Raw genomic sequence first — 14174 nt, forward strand, 5'->3', positions numbered from 1 at the left:
GCTTCTGGTGACAACCTTACGCGCTTCGCATTGCCATGGCAATACATTCACGCTAGGCTGGTGAACACACCACGAACCAGCGGGGGACACGATGAACGCCAAGACCGCGAAGAAGCGCCAGATCCTCAAGGCCCGCGCCACCGCCAACCGCGCAGCCGCCCGGATCCGCCGAAACGGCCAGGCCTCCCTGACCACCCACGCCCTCGCCACCGGCCTCGCCCCGAAGGAGGCTCGCACCGTCGCCTCCTCCCTCCGCAAGGCCGCCGCCCGCCTCGACATCACCGGCACCCAGCACCGCGTCCACGCCGGACGCCACATGCGCAACTGCACCCGGTACACGCCCGTCCAGGTCGCCGCGCTCGCCACCGTCTACCGCCCGCGGAAGATGGCCTACAAGCTGGCCGCCGACACCCTCCGCCTCGCCGCCTGACCGAAGGAGACCCCACATGGCCAAGACCACCACCGTCTTCACCATCGACGGAACCGAGTACAGCAGCCAGATCACCTACCAGGACGCCCATAACGGCTACTGGAACGCCGCGGGCAGCCGCCGCGACGACGACATGCCCCTCATGCAGACCGAGGCCTACTACGGGGAGCGCCACGTCGACGGCATGGACGTCATGTACCTCGACGACCTGATCGCCGCCTACGGGCCGCTCAAGGACGCGGACCCGGACCTGGAGGGCCGCACCAACGAGGTCACCCGCGCCCTCCGTACGTACCGCGACTCCATCCGTAACGTGCCCTCACGCCTCTCCCCGGCCCGAGCCTCCACCCTGATCGGGCGTCTCCAGGCGGGAGTCGAGGCTCTGGCCGGCCAGCTGAACCTCAGCCCGGACGCGCCGGTGGACGAGGACGCCTGACCCCCAGCACGACGAAGGCCACTGCCCCGAACGGGTAGTGGCCTTTCAAGTCACACTGATTGCGCACGCGCAGCGTAGCCGATCAACTGACGGACCTGCTAGAGCGATTGCAGATTCTGCAAGGACACTGGACCCATGGCCCGAACCGTGACCCAGCCCGCCCTGGTCGACGACCCTGAAACCGGCTACCGGCACCGGTACTGCCGCCGCTGCGGGCGTGAACTCACAGACCCCGCGTCCAGGCTGGCCGAATACGGCCCGGACTGCGACCGGGCCCGGCACCCCCAGGCGGCCCCGGAGCACGTGATGGACCAGGACCCGATACCCGGCACCTGAAGCAGCCCGCCCCTACCGGGACCGCAGACGGGCCTCTTCCCGGCGCGCCTGCCGGCCGTTCGTCGCCGCCTCACGACACTCCGCCTTTCGGCAGCCCGCGTTGTAACAGGCCTCCCGCCCATGACGCAGCGGACGATCCGCCGGCAACCGGGGCCGGCCCAGCGGACGGCGCGGCCTGAGCGCCTCCGCCAACTCCGCCCGCTCCTCACGCGCCCGTACCTCCTCCGGCACCACAAACGCACGCCGCAAACCCTCCAGCCGGCCCGGCAGCGGCTCCCAGCCCTCCGTGCCCGCCATCACCCAGTTCAGCGTGGCCACCCCCCGCGCATACGCCCTGCGCAGCCCGTCCGGTGCCAGCGGCACACCCGCCGGTTCCGACGCCGACCTCCGCACCAGCGTCACCCACAGCGCATCCGCCGACCCCTGCAGCGGGTACACCAGCTTGTCCCGGAACGTCAGCCACCGGCGCACCGCCACCCTCGTGCCCTCACTCAGCGGCAACACCAGCTCCACCTGGGGCAGATGCTTGCCGTTCTGCTGACGGCGCCGCACCCGCACCGTCGCCTCACCCTCACCCAGATCCGACATCCGCATCGCCGCCAACTCCCCCGACCGCGACCGCGTATCCAACGCCACCCCGGTCAACGCCAGCAGACGGGCCCGGTACTCCACCGACATGCCCGCATCCCCGCGCCCCAGCGGACCCCCCGACGCCAACCCGACCAGGAACCGGAACAGCTCCACCTCCTGCCCCCGTGTCGTCGTCGCCCGCGGCGCCGGCTGCACCACCGTGGGCAGCCGCACCCGCCTGTCCGGCACCACCTCACGCGCCAGGATCTCCAGACAGTCCCGCACAATGCGCCGCGTCGCCAACGGCATCGGCTTCCCGGCCTGGTCCTCCTGCTGCCACAGCTCTCCGGCCTCCGCCAGATCCCAGAACGCGTCCAGCGCAGCCCACGTGAACAACTGCCCGGCGTTGCGGTACGCCCGCCCCGGCATCTCCTCCCGGCCCACCGCCCGGTCCCACATGCCCACCACCATCCGCAGCTGCCGGGCCCGCTCCACCGACACCGAGCCGGTCACCCGGTCCGCGACCGCCGCCAACTGGCGTACCGACGGCGAACTGTACGTACGCTCGCTCACCCCTGCTGCTCCTTCGCCCGGCGCTCCTGGACCTTCAGCCACGGATTCTCCGCCCTGGACAGGGCCCGGTCGAGATACTCCCGCTTCACCACCGCGCTGCCCGGCTTCCACCGGCCCTGTTTCGTCGGGTCGCCGCCGGCGTCCGCGATGGCCTGCGCGCCACCGCGGCGCAGCCCGTGCGCCGTGACCTGCTGCCAGTTCTTGGCCCCGGCCTGGTGGGCGCGGCCGCGAACCCAGTCGTTGATGGCGTCCCCGGTCACGTAGTCGCCGCGCTCCGTGGCCGCGGCCCGGTTCTGCAGGGTGCCCCGCGAGGTGAGGGCTCGGAAGAAGGCGCCCTCGCGGACCCCGAGGCGGTGCAGCACGGTCAGCCAGTCCCGTACGGCCGCCACCGGGTCCAGAAGCGGGTCCGGGTCGGCGGGGATGTCGGTGTGCTCGCCCTTGCCGTCCTGATCAGTCTTGGAGGAGCGGATGTGCAGGGTGACGAAGTCGTCGTCGACGGCGACGTCGGCGATGGACAGGTCGGCGAGCTCCACGCGCCGGTTGAGCGCCCCGCAGCCGAGCAGGAGAACGCACCGGTCCCGCACCCCGGCTGGGGTGCGCAGGTCGCAGGTGGCGACCATGGCACGCAGCAACTCCTCCGTGATGGGCGGGGCTTTGCGCACCGCGGTCCGCTTGCCCCACGTCTTGCGGTACTCGTTCAGCATGCCGCGCGCCTGCTTTGTGCCGGGCTTCTTGTCCTCCGGCATCCAGGTGCGGATCGCGGACATGGCGGCGCTGATGGCGTTCGGGGACCGGCCGGCTTCGATGAGGTGGGCGACGTACTCGATGAACGTGGCGGTGGTGCACGGCCGGGCGACGCGGCCCTGGTCGGCACACCACCGTTCGAAGATGCCGCGCTGCGCCTTGTAGTTGGCGCTGGTGTTCTTCGGTGCGGACTGGTTCTCCAGCCGTTCGGCGGTCTTCTCCGAGACGTACAGGTCGCGTTCGGTGTACGCGGGGGCGTCGGCTTCGGTGGGCAGGCCCTGGCCGGGGTAGAGGATGGTGTGCCGGTCGACCACCGGCCGGGCGGCCGGGCGCGGTTCGATCGTGGCGGGGAGGCGGTCGTCGTCAACCAGCTCCGCGTCGACCACCTCGAGCTCATCGTGCGGGCTCATAGCAGGACGTTGGGCTGAAGGTCGAAGAAGAGCACCTTGGGATCGCGGTACGGCTTGCCGTGCCTCTTCTCTGCCGCGGCCGTGAGAGCAGCGACCAGCTTGTCGCAGATGGCCCCACGGGTCGCGTCGGCCTCGGGCCGGACTACGCCGCGGTCGCCCAGGAGCGTCTGCCGGCCGTCCACGGTGCCGGTCAGTGTCAACGCCCAGTGGTACGCCCCACGGTTGGCCGCCTCGGTCGCCATCCGGACGGTGATCTTGTCGACCGGGTCAAGGAGGCGGCGGGCACTGCGGTGCAGAGTCTCGTCGTACGGTCGGATCTCGTCGGCGGCTTCGTACTCGCGCAGATCCAGGATGCGGCGCAACTGATCCGTCTCGCGTAGGAGGGTCGTCATCAGGTGCTCCGTCTCGGCCTCGTTCGCCGCTGCACTCTCCCGATTGCTCACGCGCACTCCACCTCAGAATCCCTCTGGCGTGATCAGTAACGTACAAGGGAAATTATACGAGGGTGATCGCTGAGGCATCCCGCCGACGGCCGTCGACTTGTCTACGGAGAGCACAGACCCTTCTCGACGGCGTTGGCGATGACCCCCCCTGTCACGATCAGGCCGACCCATGTCAGCAGCAGCCCGAAGCAACACCCACCGATGATCACCTCCGCGTCTGTCGCCCCTCCCTCACGCACCTGCTTGATTAGGGCCACGCCGCCGACGGCTAGCGCCACGCCGAGGAGCAACGACAGCAGGGGGGCCGTACACCCGCTTGCAAGCTGGACTGAACTGGTCACAGTGAACACGTCGCTACCGTAGGGAACTTGTCACGAGTTGAGGGTCCGGCGCGCTGGCCATCGCCGAGGCCGCGCCCAGCGGGCGTCATGAATCGCATGTGAGCTTATCGCGGGTCACGCGCGATGATCCGGGTGCGACGGGCCGTCAGGCCGGCTCCGTAATGACTGTTATGGAGACAAGGCACCGAACGCCCCGCCCAGTTCGAGCCGTTCGATTCTGCTGTGAGAGCGATCCTAAGCGCGGCCCGGATCTCCGGACGGGTGGACTTCGGCGAACCGATGGCGATCAAGTCCTTACATACCTTAAGGTTCTGAGTATGAGTCAACCACGCAACGACGTCGGCATCGAAGAAGCCCGCAGGACACTCGGAGACATCGCCGACCGCGCACACAACGACGGACAGATCACCTACCTCACCCGGCACGGACGGCCCCTCGCCGCAGTCATCCCCGTCGGTTCCCGGTCCAGCGCCATCCCGGACGCCGCCATCGACGCCGCTATGGACGCGGCCTGGCCAGGCCTCCCCGAAGGCGTCAGCCTCAGCGAAGCACGCCGCCGCACCATCGCCGCCCTCAACGCCGCATACCCACACCTGGCCGACCTCCTGGACCAGGCAGAACGTCAGGCCATCGAAGCGGCCGACGCCCTCCCGCAGGCCTTGCAGAAGGTCGCCGACGCCTCCCGCCGCACCACCGACAAGTGAGGACCACGACCATGGTGGACGCCCAGACGATCCGCGTGCAGATCACGCAGGACGACAAGCCGTTCTCCGAGAGCGACGTGCAGGTATACCCGTGGCACATCGGGAACTACGGCGGCGACTGGACGATGTGGCTGGAGAAGGTGGCCCCGGAGTGGGTCGACCGGACCGCGAGCGGCATCCGCGACGAGGCGTTCCGCGCGGTCGCCACGGACCTCGGGAACGACGAGCAGCTGGCCGACGTCCAGTTCACCCACACCACCGAGCAGTGAGGACCACGGCCGTGAGCAGTGCCGACCGTCGCGTGTACGGAGTCTGGGAACCCGTCATGCACGAACCCAGCTCGAACCCCATGGAGTGGTGGCCCTCCATGACGGCTGCCAAGTCGGCCTTGCGGGAACGCCTGCACCAGCCCGGCGTCACAACGACCAGCCACCAGCGCCTCACCGACGGCCGAAACAGGCCGGATGCTCAGTTCTACGGGACTCCCGGACTGTGCTGCATCTTCCTGTACGACACTCCGGACGCCGTCGAACCGACTGGCATCCTGGACTTCGGTCCCAAGGGCGGCGTAAGGACGCGGCCCGCTCCGTAAGCCTGACCCGCGCACGACGATGCCCCAGACCGAGGAAAGCGGCCTGGGGCATCTGCACGTCAGGATACGAGGGCGCCACCGCTCGACCATGACGGGAGCGGGACAGTGCGATCGGAACAAGGAACGAGCGCTCTGGCCCCGCCGTGTTCGGCAGCGACCGACGCAACACAGATGCTACCCGCACCTGGCCGGCCCCGGTGAAACAGGGTGCCTCACGCTGCTGCCTTTCCCCCATCCACGGGGCCGCAGAAGGGGGATTGGCGGAGCGACCGGGCGGAGCCGATGCGGACCGCCATGATCCGTTATTCTGGGTGACTTTCTATTGGACAACCTTGATCGAACGCGTCGGCGGTGCGCGTCCCCTAGGTGCGGCGGCGGTCGGCAAGCAGGTTCAACGGCAGCAGCCCAGACGACGGGGACTGTTGCTGCTGGCCGGAGGGCTGCTGGGGCTCCGACGGGGACGGGCTGGGTGTGGGGCTGGGGCTGCTGGTCGGCTTGCAGTCGTAGCGCGGAGCGTCCGGGTCGAAATCATCGACGGGCTCGCACCGGTAGGTGACCCCGTTCTCATCGGTGTACGTCCATCCCGACGGCGGGGAGCCGTTGCTGCCGTCCTTGCCGGGCTGCCCCGGCGAACCATCCTGGCCGGCCTGGCCGGGGGCGCCGGTCGCATCGTTCCCGGCAGGTCCCGGCACGGTGGAGTCCGCACCTGGTGCGCCCGCCGGGCCGACAGCGCCGCGCGGACCGGGGCTGGGGGTGATGGTCGGCGCAGGCTTTCCCGAAGGCCCAACCGCGCCGACGGGCCCCGGCGGACCGGACGGGCCCACCACCGCGGCGCCGGGCTCCCCCCGGGAGCCGGCCGGACCGGTCACGGGCTTGCCGCCCATCCGCTCCACCTGGTTCGCCAGCGCGTCCCGGGCCCGGTTCGCCTCATGCAGATCGGTCGCCAGATTCTGAACCGTCAGCAGCGCCGCACCGGCCAGCAGAGCGCCCCCCACGGCCACGATGTTCCCGGGCCAAGACCTCCGCGGCTCAGCACTCTTGTGCCGGTTCACGCCGATGCCCCTTTCACAATCGATGCCAGATACGGCAGCACTGCCACGACCACGGTGATGACGGTCGCGATCATCCAGCGGCGGGTTGCCACCAGCCGCTCCGAGTCCTCCTTCCGCTGGGTCTCCAGCGCGGTCACGCGCTCCGACAGGCCGTTCTTCTCGATGGTGTAGACGTCCAGCGGGACGACTTTGTCGAGGCGCCTGTTGAGCTGGTCCATGTCCTCGCGCATGTCGGTGCGCATGGCCTGGATGAGCCGCCCCAGCTCGCCGTTCGACGGCTCATCGGCCATATCGATCTCCGGTTAAGTGCAAGGGTCAGGAGACCGGCACCACGGGCCTGCCGACGGCGGCCGCGGGGACGGGCGCCGTTACCTGGGTCCTGTCCCACATGCCGACGACGATGGTGACGAAGGCGAGTACGACGGCCTGCTTCTCTGCTGTCCAGTCCAGTCCGAGGCCGAGCGCGAGGGCGAGAGCGGCCTGCGAGAGTCCGACGACGGCGGCGCCCAGGCCGTCCTTGGCGATGACTGCGATGGTGATGCCCATTACGGTTGCGGCGACGCCGTTCACGTAGGCCTGGACTTCGGTGGATGCGTCCCAGCCGAACGCTGCGGCGAGCTTCACGATGATCGCGAACAGGGCCAGCAGTGCGGCAGGTTCACGTCCGAAGATCTTGACGGGGGTTTTCACGGGTTTCTCCTAGGTGGGAGCGGTGGGTGAGGGGGTCAGAGCTGCTTGGGTACGCGGAGCTTGTCCCAAGACGTCTTGCCGGGGATGCCGTCGGCTTCCGCCCCGACGAAGCCCAGCTTCCGTTGCCAGGCCGCGTACGAATTGCGGTCGGCGAGCGTGTAGTTGGGGCCGGGCCCGGCGGCGTAGCGGCCGCAGCCCACGGCGACCAGGCGCCTGCCCATGGAGGTGACAATCGGGGAGTGGCGGCCGGTGTGGAAGAACGCGGCGCCCGGGAACGGCTCGTACTGCGACGCAGCAGGCTTGGGCGCCGGTGCGGGGGCGGGCGTGGTCGCGCCGGGGACCTTGAGCTTCTGGCCGACGTTCAGGTCGTCCGGGTCCTTCAGCCCGTTCAGGGACACCAGCTTCGCCACGGTCGTCTTGTACTTGGCTGCGATGGCGGACAGTGTGTCGCCCTGCCGCACTGTGTACGTACCGGCGCTCGAGCTGGTCCCGCCAGGGCTCGGGGTGGTGCCGCCACCTGTCGCCGGCGGCTTGCCCGGCACGATGGACGTGTCGATCGCACCCGGATCCCAGTGGTCGTTGCCGGGGACGTGGCAGTGCCCGTAGTGGCCGCCCTTGGTCTGCCACGTCGTGCGGGACCGGGCACCCTTCGCCACGGCGGCCGCGGTCGCCGCCGGCTTCCCGGCCGGCCACACGTCCGGGATGCGGTGCGCCCGTCCGGCGGCGAGCAGCTTGCGGAAGTTGGGCTTCTTGGCCGGGTCGAAGCCCTTGGTCCACGGCTGGGCCGCGCGGCCCAGGACTTCCACCTGAATGTTGACCTCGCCCTCGCGGTTCGTGCGCCGGGTGCCGTCGTTCTTCAGGGCTCGGGCGCTCGAGGTCAGGGGACCGAACTGGCCGATGGCATCGGTGACCGGGTCGTAGCTGACCTGCGGCTCAGCGCCCGCCCGCATCAGGTACAGGGCGATGGAGGTGAAGTAGCTCGCGCCGGCGGGTGATTCGGTGGTGTGCCAGGTGAACCGGGGCGGGTTGCCCGGGGTGTCCATGGCGCCGCCGATGGACTGCGACCCGAACCGGACTGCGCCGTCGATGTACGCCGTGCCGGAGACGCCGCGGGGCAGATCCTCGAGGCGTCCGCCCTTGCCGTCCGGGTCGGGCGCGTACACCCGGAACTCGGACGCATCGGTGGGCACGTAGACGTCCAGGTCGCCGTCGTCGCGCAGGACGCAGAACGCCCCCTCCTGGCGGGGGTGTTCCTTCACCCACCGCTCCGAGTCGGGCAGAGCAGCGATGGCGCGGACTTCGTCGACGTGGGCCTGGTCGACGGTGCCCAGGTAGGTCGTGGTGCTGAGCACCGGGGTGTGGGGGTCCGGGGACTCCGCATGGTCGATGGCGACGTGGTACTCGCGGCTGGTCACGGGGCTACTCCGTCTTTCCGGGGCTGGCAGATGTCGATCTGGTCGCGTAGGGCCAGGTAGGTGCTGAGGCGCAGGCGGCCGTCACCGTGGTCCCCCCATGAGCCCCACGAGTTTCTGAACCGCAGGATCGTGTGGTCGGGGAGCAGGCGGCCGTCTTCGAGGGCGACCGCCTCGAGCGCGGTGACGCACACTTCGTGTCCGCCTTCGACCGGCGACTGGGACCACGTGGGGTCGGCGTCAATGAAGCCGTCCGCGCCGGGCGTGCTGAACGCGGCCAGCCACGGCATTCCCATCAGGACCGGACCGGTCTGCAGCAGCGCGCAGAGTTCTTCGGCTGTGGTGGCGTGCCCGTACTGGTCGATCAGGCCGCGGGCGCGCATCGCCTTGGCCACACCGAGGCCGGAGGAGCCGAAGTCCTCGGTGGGCCACTGGGCGTCGTGCCAGCGGTCCAGCTCGGTGGCATCCGCGTACAGGCCCAGGGCGAAGTGTTCGGCCTTGGCCGCGTCGTCGAGGTCGAGGCCGGCCGCGGTGGCCTGCTCCCGGGTCAGCAGGTTCGACAGGAGCGCGGTGGCCGCGTTGCCGGTGCAGGAGGACAGCGCGTCCACGTCCTGCTCGAGTCCGTAGGTGTCGGCGGTGTGGATGCCCTGGGACACGAGGTGGCACTGGTCGAGGACGGGGATGCGGGGTTCCCACGCGGTGGGGTGCAGTGGCTGGTCCGTGTAGGCGCGCCGGTAGGCGAGGCTGCGCGGGTCCAGCACGAGGTGACGCCCCAGATGGTCTGGGGTGTCGTAGGTGTGCACCGTCAGATTGGTGGGCAACGCCCGGTGCTCCAGTACTCCCCGCGCCAGAGCTGAATGGCTGTCTCTGCTTTTCCGCCGGTGGGGGCGGTTCGGCAGTCCCTCGGGGGGCGGAGCGCGTGGGGGTGGAGGGTCACCCCTTGTTGATCTGAGCGTACGGGTGTGCGGGCGTGGCGTTGCCCCTGCCCAGCGGGGTCAGGCTTCGCGGTACCAGCCGGACAGCGTGATGATCGAGGTTGCGCCCAGGTTGTCGCCGCGGATGAGGATGTCGGTCGGGCCGCGAAGCTGGTCGATGATGGCGCCGGAGCCGGAGAAGTTGATGTTGCCGACGCAGGTTCCGCCGACGCCGGAGTTGGTGCCGGCGACGATGCCGCCCGAGTAGGCGGGCAGGTACTGGCGGCGGTTCGCCGATCCGCGGTAGGGGGTGGAGGGGAGGCTGATGGTGACCGTGCCGGATCCGGTGCCTGCGGCTGAGAGGGCGATGTAGGTCTGGACAAACACCGCCTTCCCTATCTTGAAGTACCAGCCGTCGCGGGTGGAGAAGGTGGCTGTACCGGAACCGGCGACGGTGGGCGTGTACGACGACCAGGACGTGTCGCCGACGGACAGGGTCCCGGTGATCGACGCGTTGCCGGAGTTGTCGACGACGAACTGGTCGACCAGGTTTTTCTGAACCCGGACCATGTTCCCGGTGTGCCCGGAGGCGGCGTTCACGAAGAGGGCGCTCAGCGCGGATGCGTTGGGGGGCAGGACCTCGAGGCGGGAGTTGCACTGGGCGATGTTCGCCGCGATGTCGATGCCGCTGTTCTGGCTGGGAGTGGCGGAGTTCACGAACAGCAGGTGCGAGCTGGTGCCGTTCATGTAGAGACGGCCGCCGATGACGGTGGCGGAGTCGGACTCGCGGAAGCGTTCGGCGGCCCAGAAGTCCTCGCCCAGGAAAGTCCGCCACTTCATGTCGGAGTATCCGTTGGCGGTGAAGGTGCCGCTGTTCAGGCCCAGGTTCGCGGAGCCGGCCGTGTTTTCGACGACGTTGATGACGGCCTGGTTGGACCGGTCGTCGTTGGTGAGGCGCAGGTTCGGGTAGGTGCCATCGGGGTCGAGGTGGATGAGGGCCCCGTTTTCGCCTTCGAGGAGTACTCCGGCGTCGGAGAGTTCACCGACGGCGCGGCCGGTCGCATCGTAGACAATGATCTTGTTGGCGTCTGCTTCGTTGATGGTGATGCGCTGGCCGGTGGTGTCGGTCTGGATCAGGGTGCCGGTGATGGTGCCGCCGGTGATGGTCTTGCCGGTGATGGCGTCGGCGGCCAGTGCGGTGGCATCAACAGCCCCGGCCTGGATCTTCGAGGCGGTGACGGCGTTGGCGTCCAGTTTGGCGGTGGTCACCGCGAGGGCGTCCAGCTTGGCCGCGGTGACCGCCAGAGCGCTTATCTTTTCCGCCGTGACGGCCAGCGCATCCAGTTTTGCCGTTGTCACCGAGTTCGCCGCGAGCTCGTTCGCGGTGATCGACGCGGCGAGCACCATGCCGCCGACGATGAGCGTGCGAACTTCGATGTTGTCGAACTCGACCCATCCGGCCGTCACCTCCGAGGCCTCCACCTGCAGCCTGGCGGTCACGGTTCCCGTGGGGGCCTGGACCTGTGCGGTGGCCCGGTCCCAGGCGCCGCCGAGCGCCGGAGTCTCGTCCGCGACGCCGTACCCGGTCACCACACCGTCGGCGTCCTCGTAGCGGAAGAGGATTTTTGCGGTGGTGCCGTCGAAGCCGGCGGACACCCGGTAGTCCAGGGCGAGGAAGTGCCGCTCACCGGGCAGGACGGGGAACCGGCCGAGCTCGAGGTTCTTCCATGAGATGGCGCCTGCCGTGCAGTCCACGTGCAGCGCTTTGGGCGAGGTGTTGCCGGGCGCGACCACTGTCCAGTCGGTCAGGCCGGTGATGAGTGCGGCGGTGCGCAGGCCTTCGAAGCTGGGGTCGGGGGCGATGTTCCCGATGCCCAGGGCGAGCTGGTCCGCTCCGATGGCGCCGAGTTTGATTTTCGCCGCGGTGACGGCCTCGGCGGCCAGTTTCGTCTCGGTGACGATGCCGTCCAGGATGTCGTCGGCGACGACGGGGGCCGGCCCGTATGGTCCTGCCTGCGCGGAGGCGGTGGACGGGGTGCCGGACGTGCTGCGGGCCAGGAGGAGCAGGTAGACGTCGACGTCGGTGGGGACGATGACGGTCGCGCCGCGCGGGGTTTCGATGGTCGCCCGCAGGGTGCTGGTGTCCGGGGTGAAGCCGTTGACGGGTGAGGCGTGGACTTCGATGCGCTGCCAGTCCAGGGGCAGTACGGCGCCGCCGGTGAAAGCGCCGTCCCAGGACACGGCGACACCGCCGAGGACTGACAGGCCTATCGGCGTGGACGGGGTGGGGGGCGGGGGGCCGTTGACGATGTTGGCGGCGGTGGTGCCGTCCGCTTGCTGGCCGACCAGGGCGCGCAGTCCTCCGCCGCCGTCGTAGACCTGGAGGGCGGTGTCATCCAGGGATGCGGAGGAGAGGCGGGACTGCCGCTCGACCTGCCTGATGCGGGTTTCGAGCTGGGCCAGTCTGCGGCCGATGTCCAGGGTCACGAGACGCCCCCGTACTGGTAGGAGTCGGCCGGGGCCAGGGACAGGACGGCCTGCGGGCCGCCGGGGGCGTTGGGCTTCACGGTCCAGCCGGTGATGCGGCACCAGCCGGTGTAGTCGGTCCACGCGTTGTGGATGCGGGTGTACACGTCGTCGCCGACCTGCCAGGAGCCGAACGGGGCGGACCGGGTGTCGCGGATGGTGATCTCGTCGACGGCGCCCAGGTTCTGCCGCCAGGCGCGTTCGGCCTGCGCGCGGGAGGCGAGGATGTCGGTGCCTTTGATGTCGGGGAGGTCCAGAACGTGCTCGAGGCGCAGGCGGCCGTTGCGGACCGCGCTGATGGCGCGCCGTTTCGCGCGGCCGTCTCCTGACCCGGAGGCGATGACGACCTGCGCGTACTGGTCGCCCTGCAATGCGATTTCGGGGTCTTCGATGATGTTGACGCCGGAGGAGAAGGAGATGTCGGTGCGGCGTGCCCCGAGACGCGGCCAGCCCAGCCGGATCCGTTTGATGACGTCGGTCCTGCCCGTGTTCCAGGCGACGTCGCACGTGTAGTCCGGGGTGGCGTCCGCGGCCACGAGGTCGTCCACCTGATCCCCCAGGACCGTGTTTTCCCACCAGTTGAAGTGCAGCGGATCAGCGGTTGTGCCGACCTTGGCGGTGGAGGTGGTGGCGTCGACGGTGACCCCCAGGTCTCCGTCGGCCACCGATTGGGCGTAGGCCCAGATGTCGCGGATGACGTTGCAGGGGTCGGCGTTGGTGTAGGGGCCGCGGGCGCCGAGTTCGCCGTCGACGTCGTGCCGGCTCTGCAGGTACGAGGACCAGGACGCGGCCTCGATAGTGAGTTCGTTGCCTCTCGAGCGGACGTCCCACACCAGGCCGCCCCAGCGGAGTTGTCCGTCTTCTTCGACGTAGATGCAGGTGGTGCCCGGGTCGGCGAGGGTGGGCAGTTCGGACAGCAGACGGGGGGAGAGTTTCCCCGACAGGCTGCCCGGCCCGTTCAGCTCCGGGCCGTATTCGAGGTCGGTCAGCGGCAGAGCGAGGGACTGCCACGCCCCGGTCAGGGCGTGCTGGGTGATGACCCGCAGCGGGGCGCGGGTCATCGCGGCGCCTCGAAGAACTCCACGTCGTAGCGGAACGTGGTGCTGGTGTCGACGGCGACGGTGCCCGTGTTGCCCGTGGTGCCGGTGGCCTGGGCGCGCAGGAGCTGCGTGGTGCCGCGGTAGGCGTCGGGGATGGTCAGGGTGTCGGCGACGAACACGGTGACGCGCCGGGTCGCGGTCTGGTTGTCGTCCAGGATCACCGGCTGCAGGGTGAGGGAGGCGCCGAACGTGGCGCGCAGCGCGCCGATGAACTGGGCCACGGAGTACTTCATCTGGGAGATGTCGATGCTGATGACGGCTTTGGATGCCCAGTCGGGGACGGCGAGGCTCCAGCCCGCTTCGGTGGAGAAGTAGCTGTAGGTGCCGTTGCTGTTGCTGATGTTGGTGGAGGCGCCGGTCGGGGAGTGGACGAAGATCTGCCGCTCGCGGCGCGGGTTGGCGACCTTCCGCAGGTCCACGATCATCGCGTTCGTGATGGTGGACGTGGAGGCGGGGATGTCGATCCGGGCCAGCGGGATCCCGGTCCGCCCGTCGGGGATGGCGGTGGCGGACGAGGACACGCCGGAGATGATCTGGAAGTAGCAGATGGAATCCACTTCCGGGTCCAGGGTGCCCTCGTACTCGGGGTCCTCCACGCGCAGGATCAGCATGTCGGAGCGTCCCGCCCCGCCCGTTGCGGAGATGGCCACGGTGGCCGCGCCCGTGTTGCACACCGCGTAGTGCCCTTGGAAAGTGTTGAAGCGGCCGCGGACGACGCCGGATCCGTCGCTGACCTGAACGGATCCGCCCGGCGTGCCGAGCTGCGTGACTTTGAGATCGTCGCCTTCGGTGATCCCCTCGGCGCCGCGGGCCAGGTCGCGCACCAGCAGCCTGAATTGCTGCGCGGAGTGGGTGGCCCCGTTGACGAGGATGGGCCGCGGGAAAAGGGACATGGCGCGCT

17 protein-coding genes and 2 pseudogenes are annotated in these 14174 nt (G+C 69.5%); 6 read left to right on the plus strand and 13 right to left on the minus strand.

The annotated features are described in order from the left end of the window. Window positions 1-91: 91 nt before the first annotated feature. From AB0D12_RS31530 to AB0D12_RS31540, 3 genes are all read left to right on the plus strand, one after another. Window positions 92-430 carry a hypothetical protein gene (locus tag AB0D12_RS31530; protein ID WP_362690356.1) on the plus strand — a complete coding sequence of 113 codons (339 nt, stop codon included), beginning with the start codon at window positions 92-94 and terminating at the stop codon, window positions 428-430. A 16-nt stretch (window positions 431-446) separates the two neighbouring features. Next, the gene (locus AB0D12_RS31535; RefSeq protein WP_362690359.1) at window positions 447-866 is read left to right on the plus strand and encodes a phiSA1p31-related protein; all 420 of its coding nucleotides are present in this window, start codon (window positions 447-449) and stop codon (window positions 864-866) included. A 135-nt stretch (window positions 867-1001) separates the two neighbouring features. Beyond that, window positions 1002-1202 (plus strand): DUF6011 domain-containing protein, encoded by a 201-nt coding sequence (locus AB0D12_RS31540; protein WP_362690362.1) that lies wholly within the window; start codon window positions 1002-1004, stop codon window positions 1200-1202. A gap of 12 nt (window positions 1203-1214) precedes the next feature. Here the strand turns inward: AB0D12_RS31540 and AB0D12_RS31545 are convergent, their stop codons facing one another. The 4 genes from AB0D12_RS31545 to AB0D12_RS31560 all read right to left on the minus strand — a co-directional run bounded on the left by AB0D12_RS31545 (window position 1215) and on the right by AB0D12_RS31560 (window position 4292). Then, window positions 1215-2345, minus strand: coding sequence for a hypothetical protein (locus AB0D12_RS31545; RefSeq protein ID WP_362690364.1), 1131 nt, complete (start codon window positions 2343-2345; stop codon window positions 1215-1217). Then, complete coding sequence (locus AB0D12_RS31550; RefSeq protein ID WP_362690367.1) at window positions 2342-3499, minus strand: tyrosine-type recombinase/integrase; 1158 nt, start codon at window positions 3497-3499, stop codon at window positions 2342-2344. Before AB0D12_RS31550 ends, AB0D12_RS31545 begins: the two co-directional genes overlap by 4 nt. Continuing rightward, window positions 3496-3942, minus strand: a complete 447-nt coding sequence (locus AB0D12_RS31555) for a hypothetical protein (RefSeq protein WP_362690370.1) — start codon at window positions 3940-3942, stop codon at window positions 3496-3498. The genes AB0D12_RS31550 and AB0D12_RS31555 overlap by 4 nt, the downstream gene beginning before the upstream one ends. A 101-nt stretch (window positions 3943-4043) precedes the next feature. Then, entirely contained in the window at window positions 4044-4292 is a 249-nt protein-coding gene (locus AB0D12_RS31560) for a hypothetical protein (protein ID WP_362690373.1), read from the minus strand. A gap of 308 nt (window positions 4293-4600) precedes the next feature. Here AB0D12_RS31560 and AB0D12_RS31565 point away from each other — a divergent pair, with 308 nt between their 5' ends. The 3 genes from AB0D12_RS31565 to AB0D12_RS31575 are packed head-to-tail and all read left to right on the plus strand — an operon-like array spanning window position 4601 to window position 5579. Continuing rightward, window positions 4601-4987, plus strand: a complete 387-nt coding sequence (locus AB0D12_RS31565; RefSeq protein ID WP_362690376.1) for a type II toxin-antitoxin system prevent-host-death family antitoxin — start codon at window positions 4601-4603, stop codon at window positions 4985-4987. Beyond that, a complete protein-coding gene (locus AB0D12_RS31570; RefSeq protein WP_362690379.1) occupies window positions 4984-5256 on the plus strand; it encodes a hypothetical protein in 273 nt (90 codons plus the stop codon). Before AB0D12_RS31565 ends, AB0D12_RS31570 begins: the two co-directional genes overlap by 4 nt. Window positions 5257-5267: 11 nt before the next feature. Then, entirely contained in the window at window positions 5268-5579 is a 312-nt protein-coding gene (locus AB0D12_RS31575) for a hypothetical protein (RefSeq protein ID WP_362690382.1), read from the plus strand. 362 nt (window positions 5580-5941) lie between these two features. Here AB0D12_RS31575 and AB0D12_RS31580 read toward each other — a convergent pair whose 3' ends face one another. From AB0D12_RS31580 to AB0D12_RS31620, 9 genes and pseudogenes are all read right to left on the minus strand, one after another. Then, entirely contained in the window at window positions 5942-6574 is a 633-nt protein-coding gene (locus AB0D12_RS31580; RefSeq protein ID WP_362690385.1) for a hypothetical protein, read from the minus strand. Window positions 6575-6627: 53 nt separating this feature from the next. Next, window positions 6628-6921, minus strand: coding sequence for a hypothetical protein (locus tag AB0D12_RS31585; protein ID WP_362690388.1), 294 nt, complete (start codon window positions 6919-6921; stop codon window positions 6628-6630). A gap of 25 nt (window positions 6922-6946) precedes the next feature. Beyond that, a complete protein-coding gene (locus AB0D12_RS31590; protein WP_362690391.1) occupies window positions 6947-7321 on the minus strand; it encodes a hypothetical protein in 375 nt (124 codons plus the stop codon). Between the two features lie 35 nt (window positions 7322-7356). Beyond that, window positions 7357-7608 (minus strand): annotated as a pseudogene (locus AB0D12_RS31595) (peptidoglycan-binding protein); the annotation flags it as partial. 60 nt (window positions 7609-7668) lie between these two features. Continuing rightward, a pseudogene (locus AB0D12_RS31600) lies at window positions 7669-8364 on the minus strand (LysM domain-containing protein); the annotation flags it as partial. A 368-nt stretch (window positions 8365-8732) separates the two neighbouring features. Beyond that, window positions 8733-9554, minus strand: a complete 822-nt coding sequence (locus AB0D12_RS31605) for a hypothetical protein (RefSeq protein ID WP_362690394.1) — start codon at window positions 9552-9554, stop codon at window positions 8733-8735. 174 nt (window positions 9555-9728) lie between these two features. Next, the gene (locus AB0D12_RS31610; protein WP_362690397.1) at window positions 9729-12134 is read right to left on the minus strand and encodes a hypothetical protein; all 2406 of its coding nucleotides are present in this window, start codon (window positions 12132-12134) and stop codon (window positions 9729-9731) included. Further along, window positions 12131-13234 (minus strand): hypothetical protein, encoded by a 1104-nt coding sequence (locus AB0D12_RS31615; RefSeq protein WP_362690400.1) that lies wholly within the window; start codon window positions 13232-13234, stop codon window positions 12131-12133. The genes AB0D12_RS31610 and AB0D12_RS31615 overlap by 4 nt, the downstream gene beginning before the upstream one ends. Next, the gene (locus AB0D12_RS31620) at window positions 13231-14166 is read right to left on the minus strand and encodes a hypothetical protein (protein WP_362690403.1); all 936 of its coding nucleotides are present in this window, start codon (window positions 14164-14166) and stop codon (window positions 13231-13233) included. Before AB0D12_RS31620 ends, AB0D12_RS31615 begins: the two co-directional genes overlap by 4 nt. Window positions 14167-14174: the final 8 nt, after the last annotated feature.

It is taken from the genome of Streptomyces sp. NPDC048479, from assembly GCF_040651435.1.
Classification (GTDB): Bacteria; Actinomycetota; Actinomycetes; order Streptomycetales; family Streptomycetaceae; genus Streptomyces.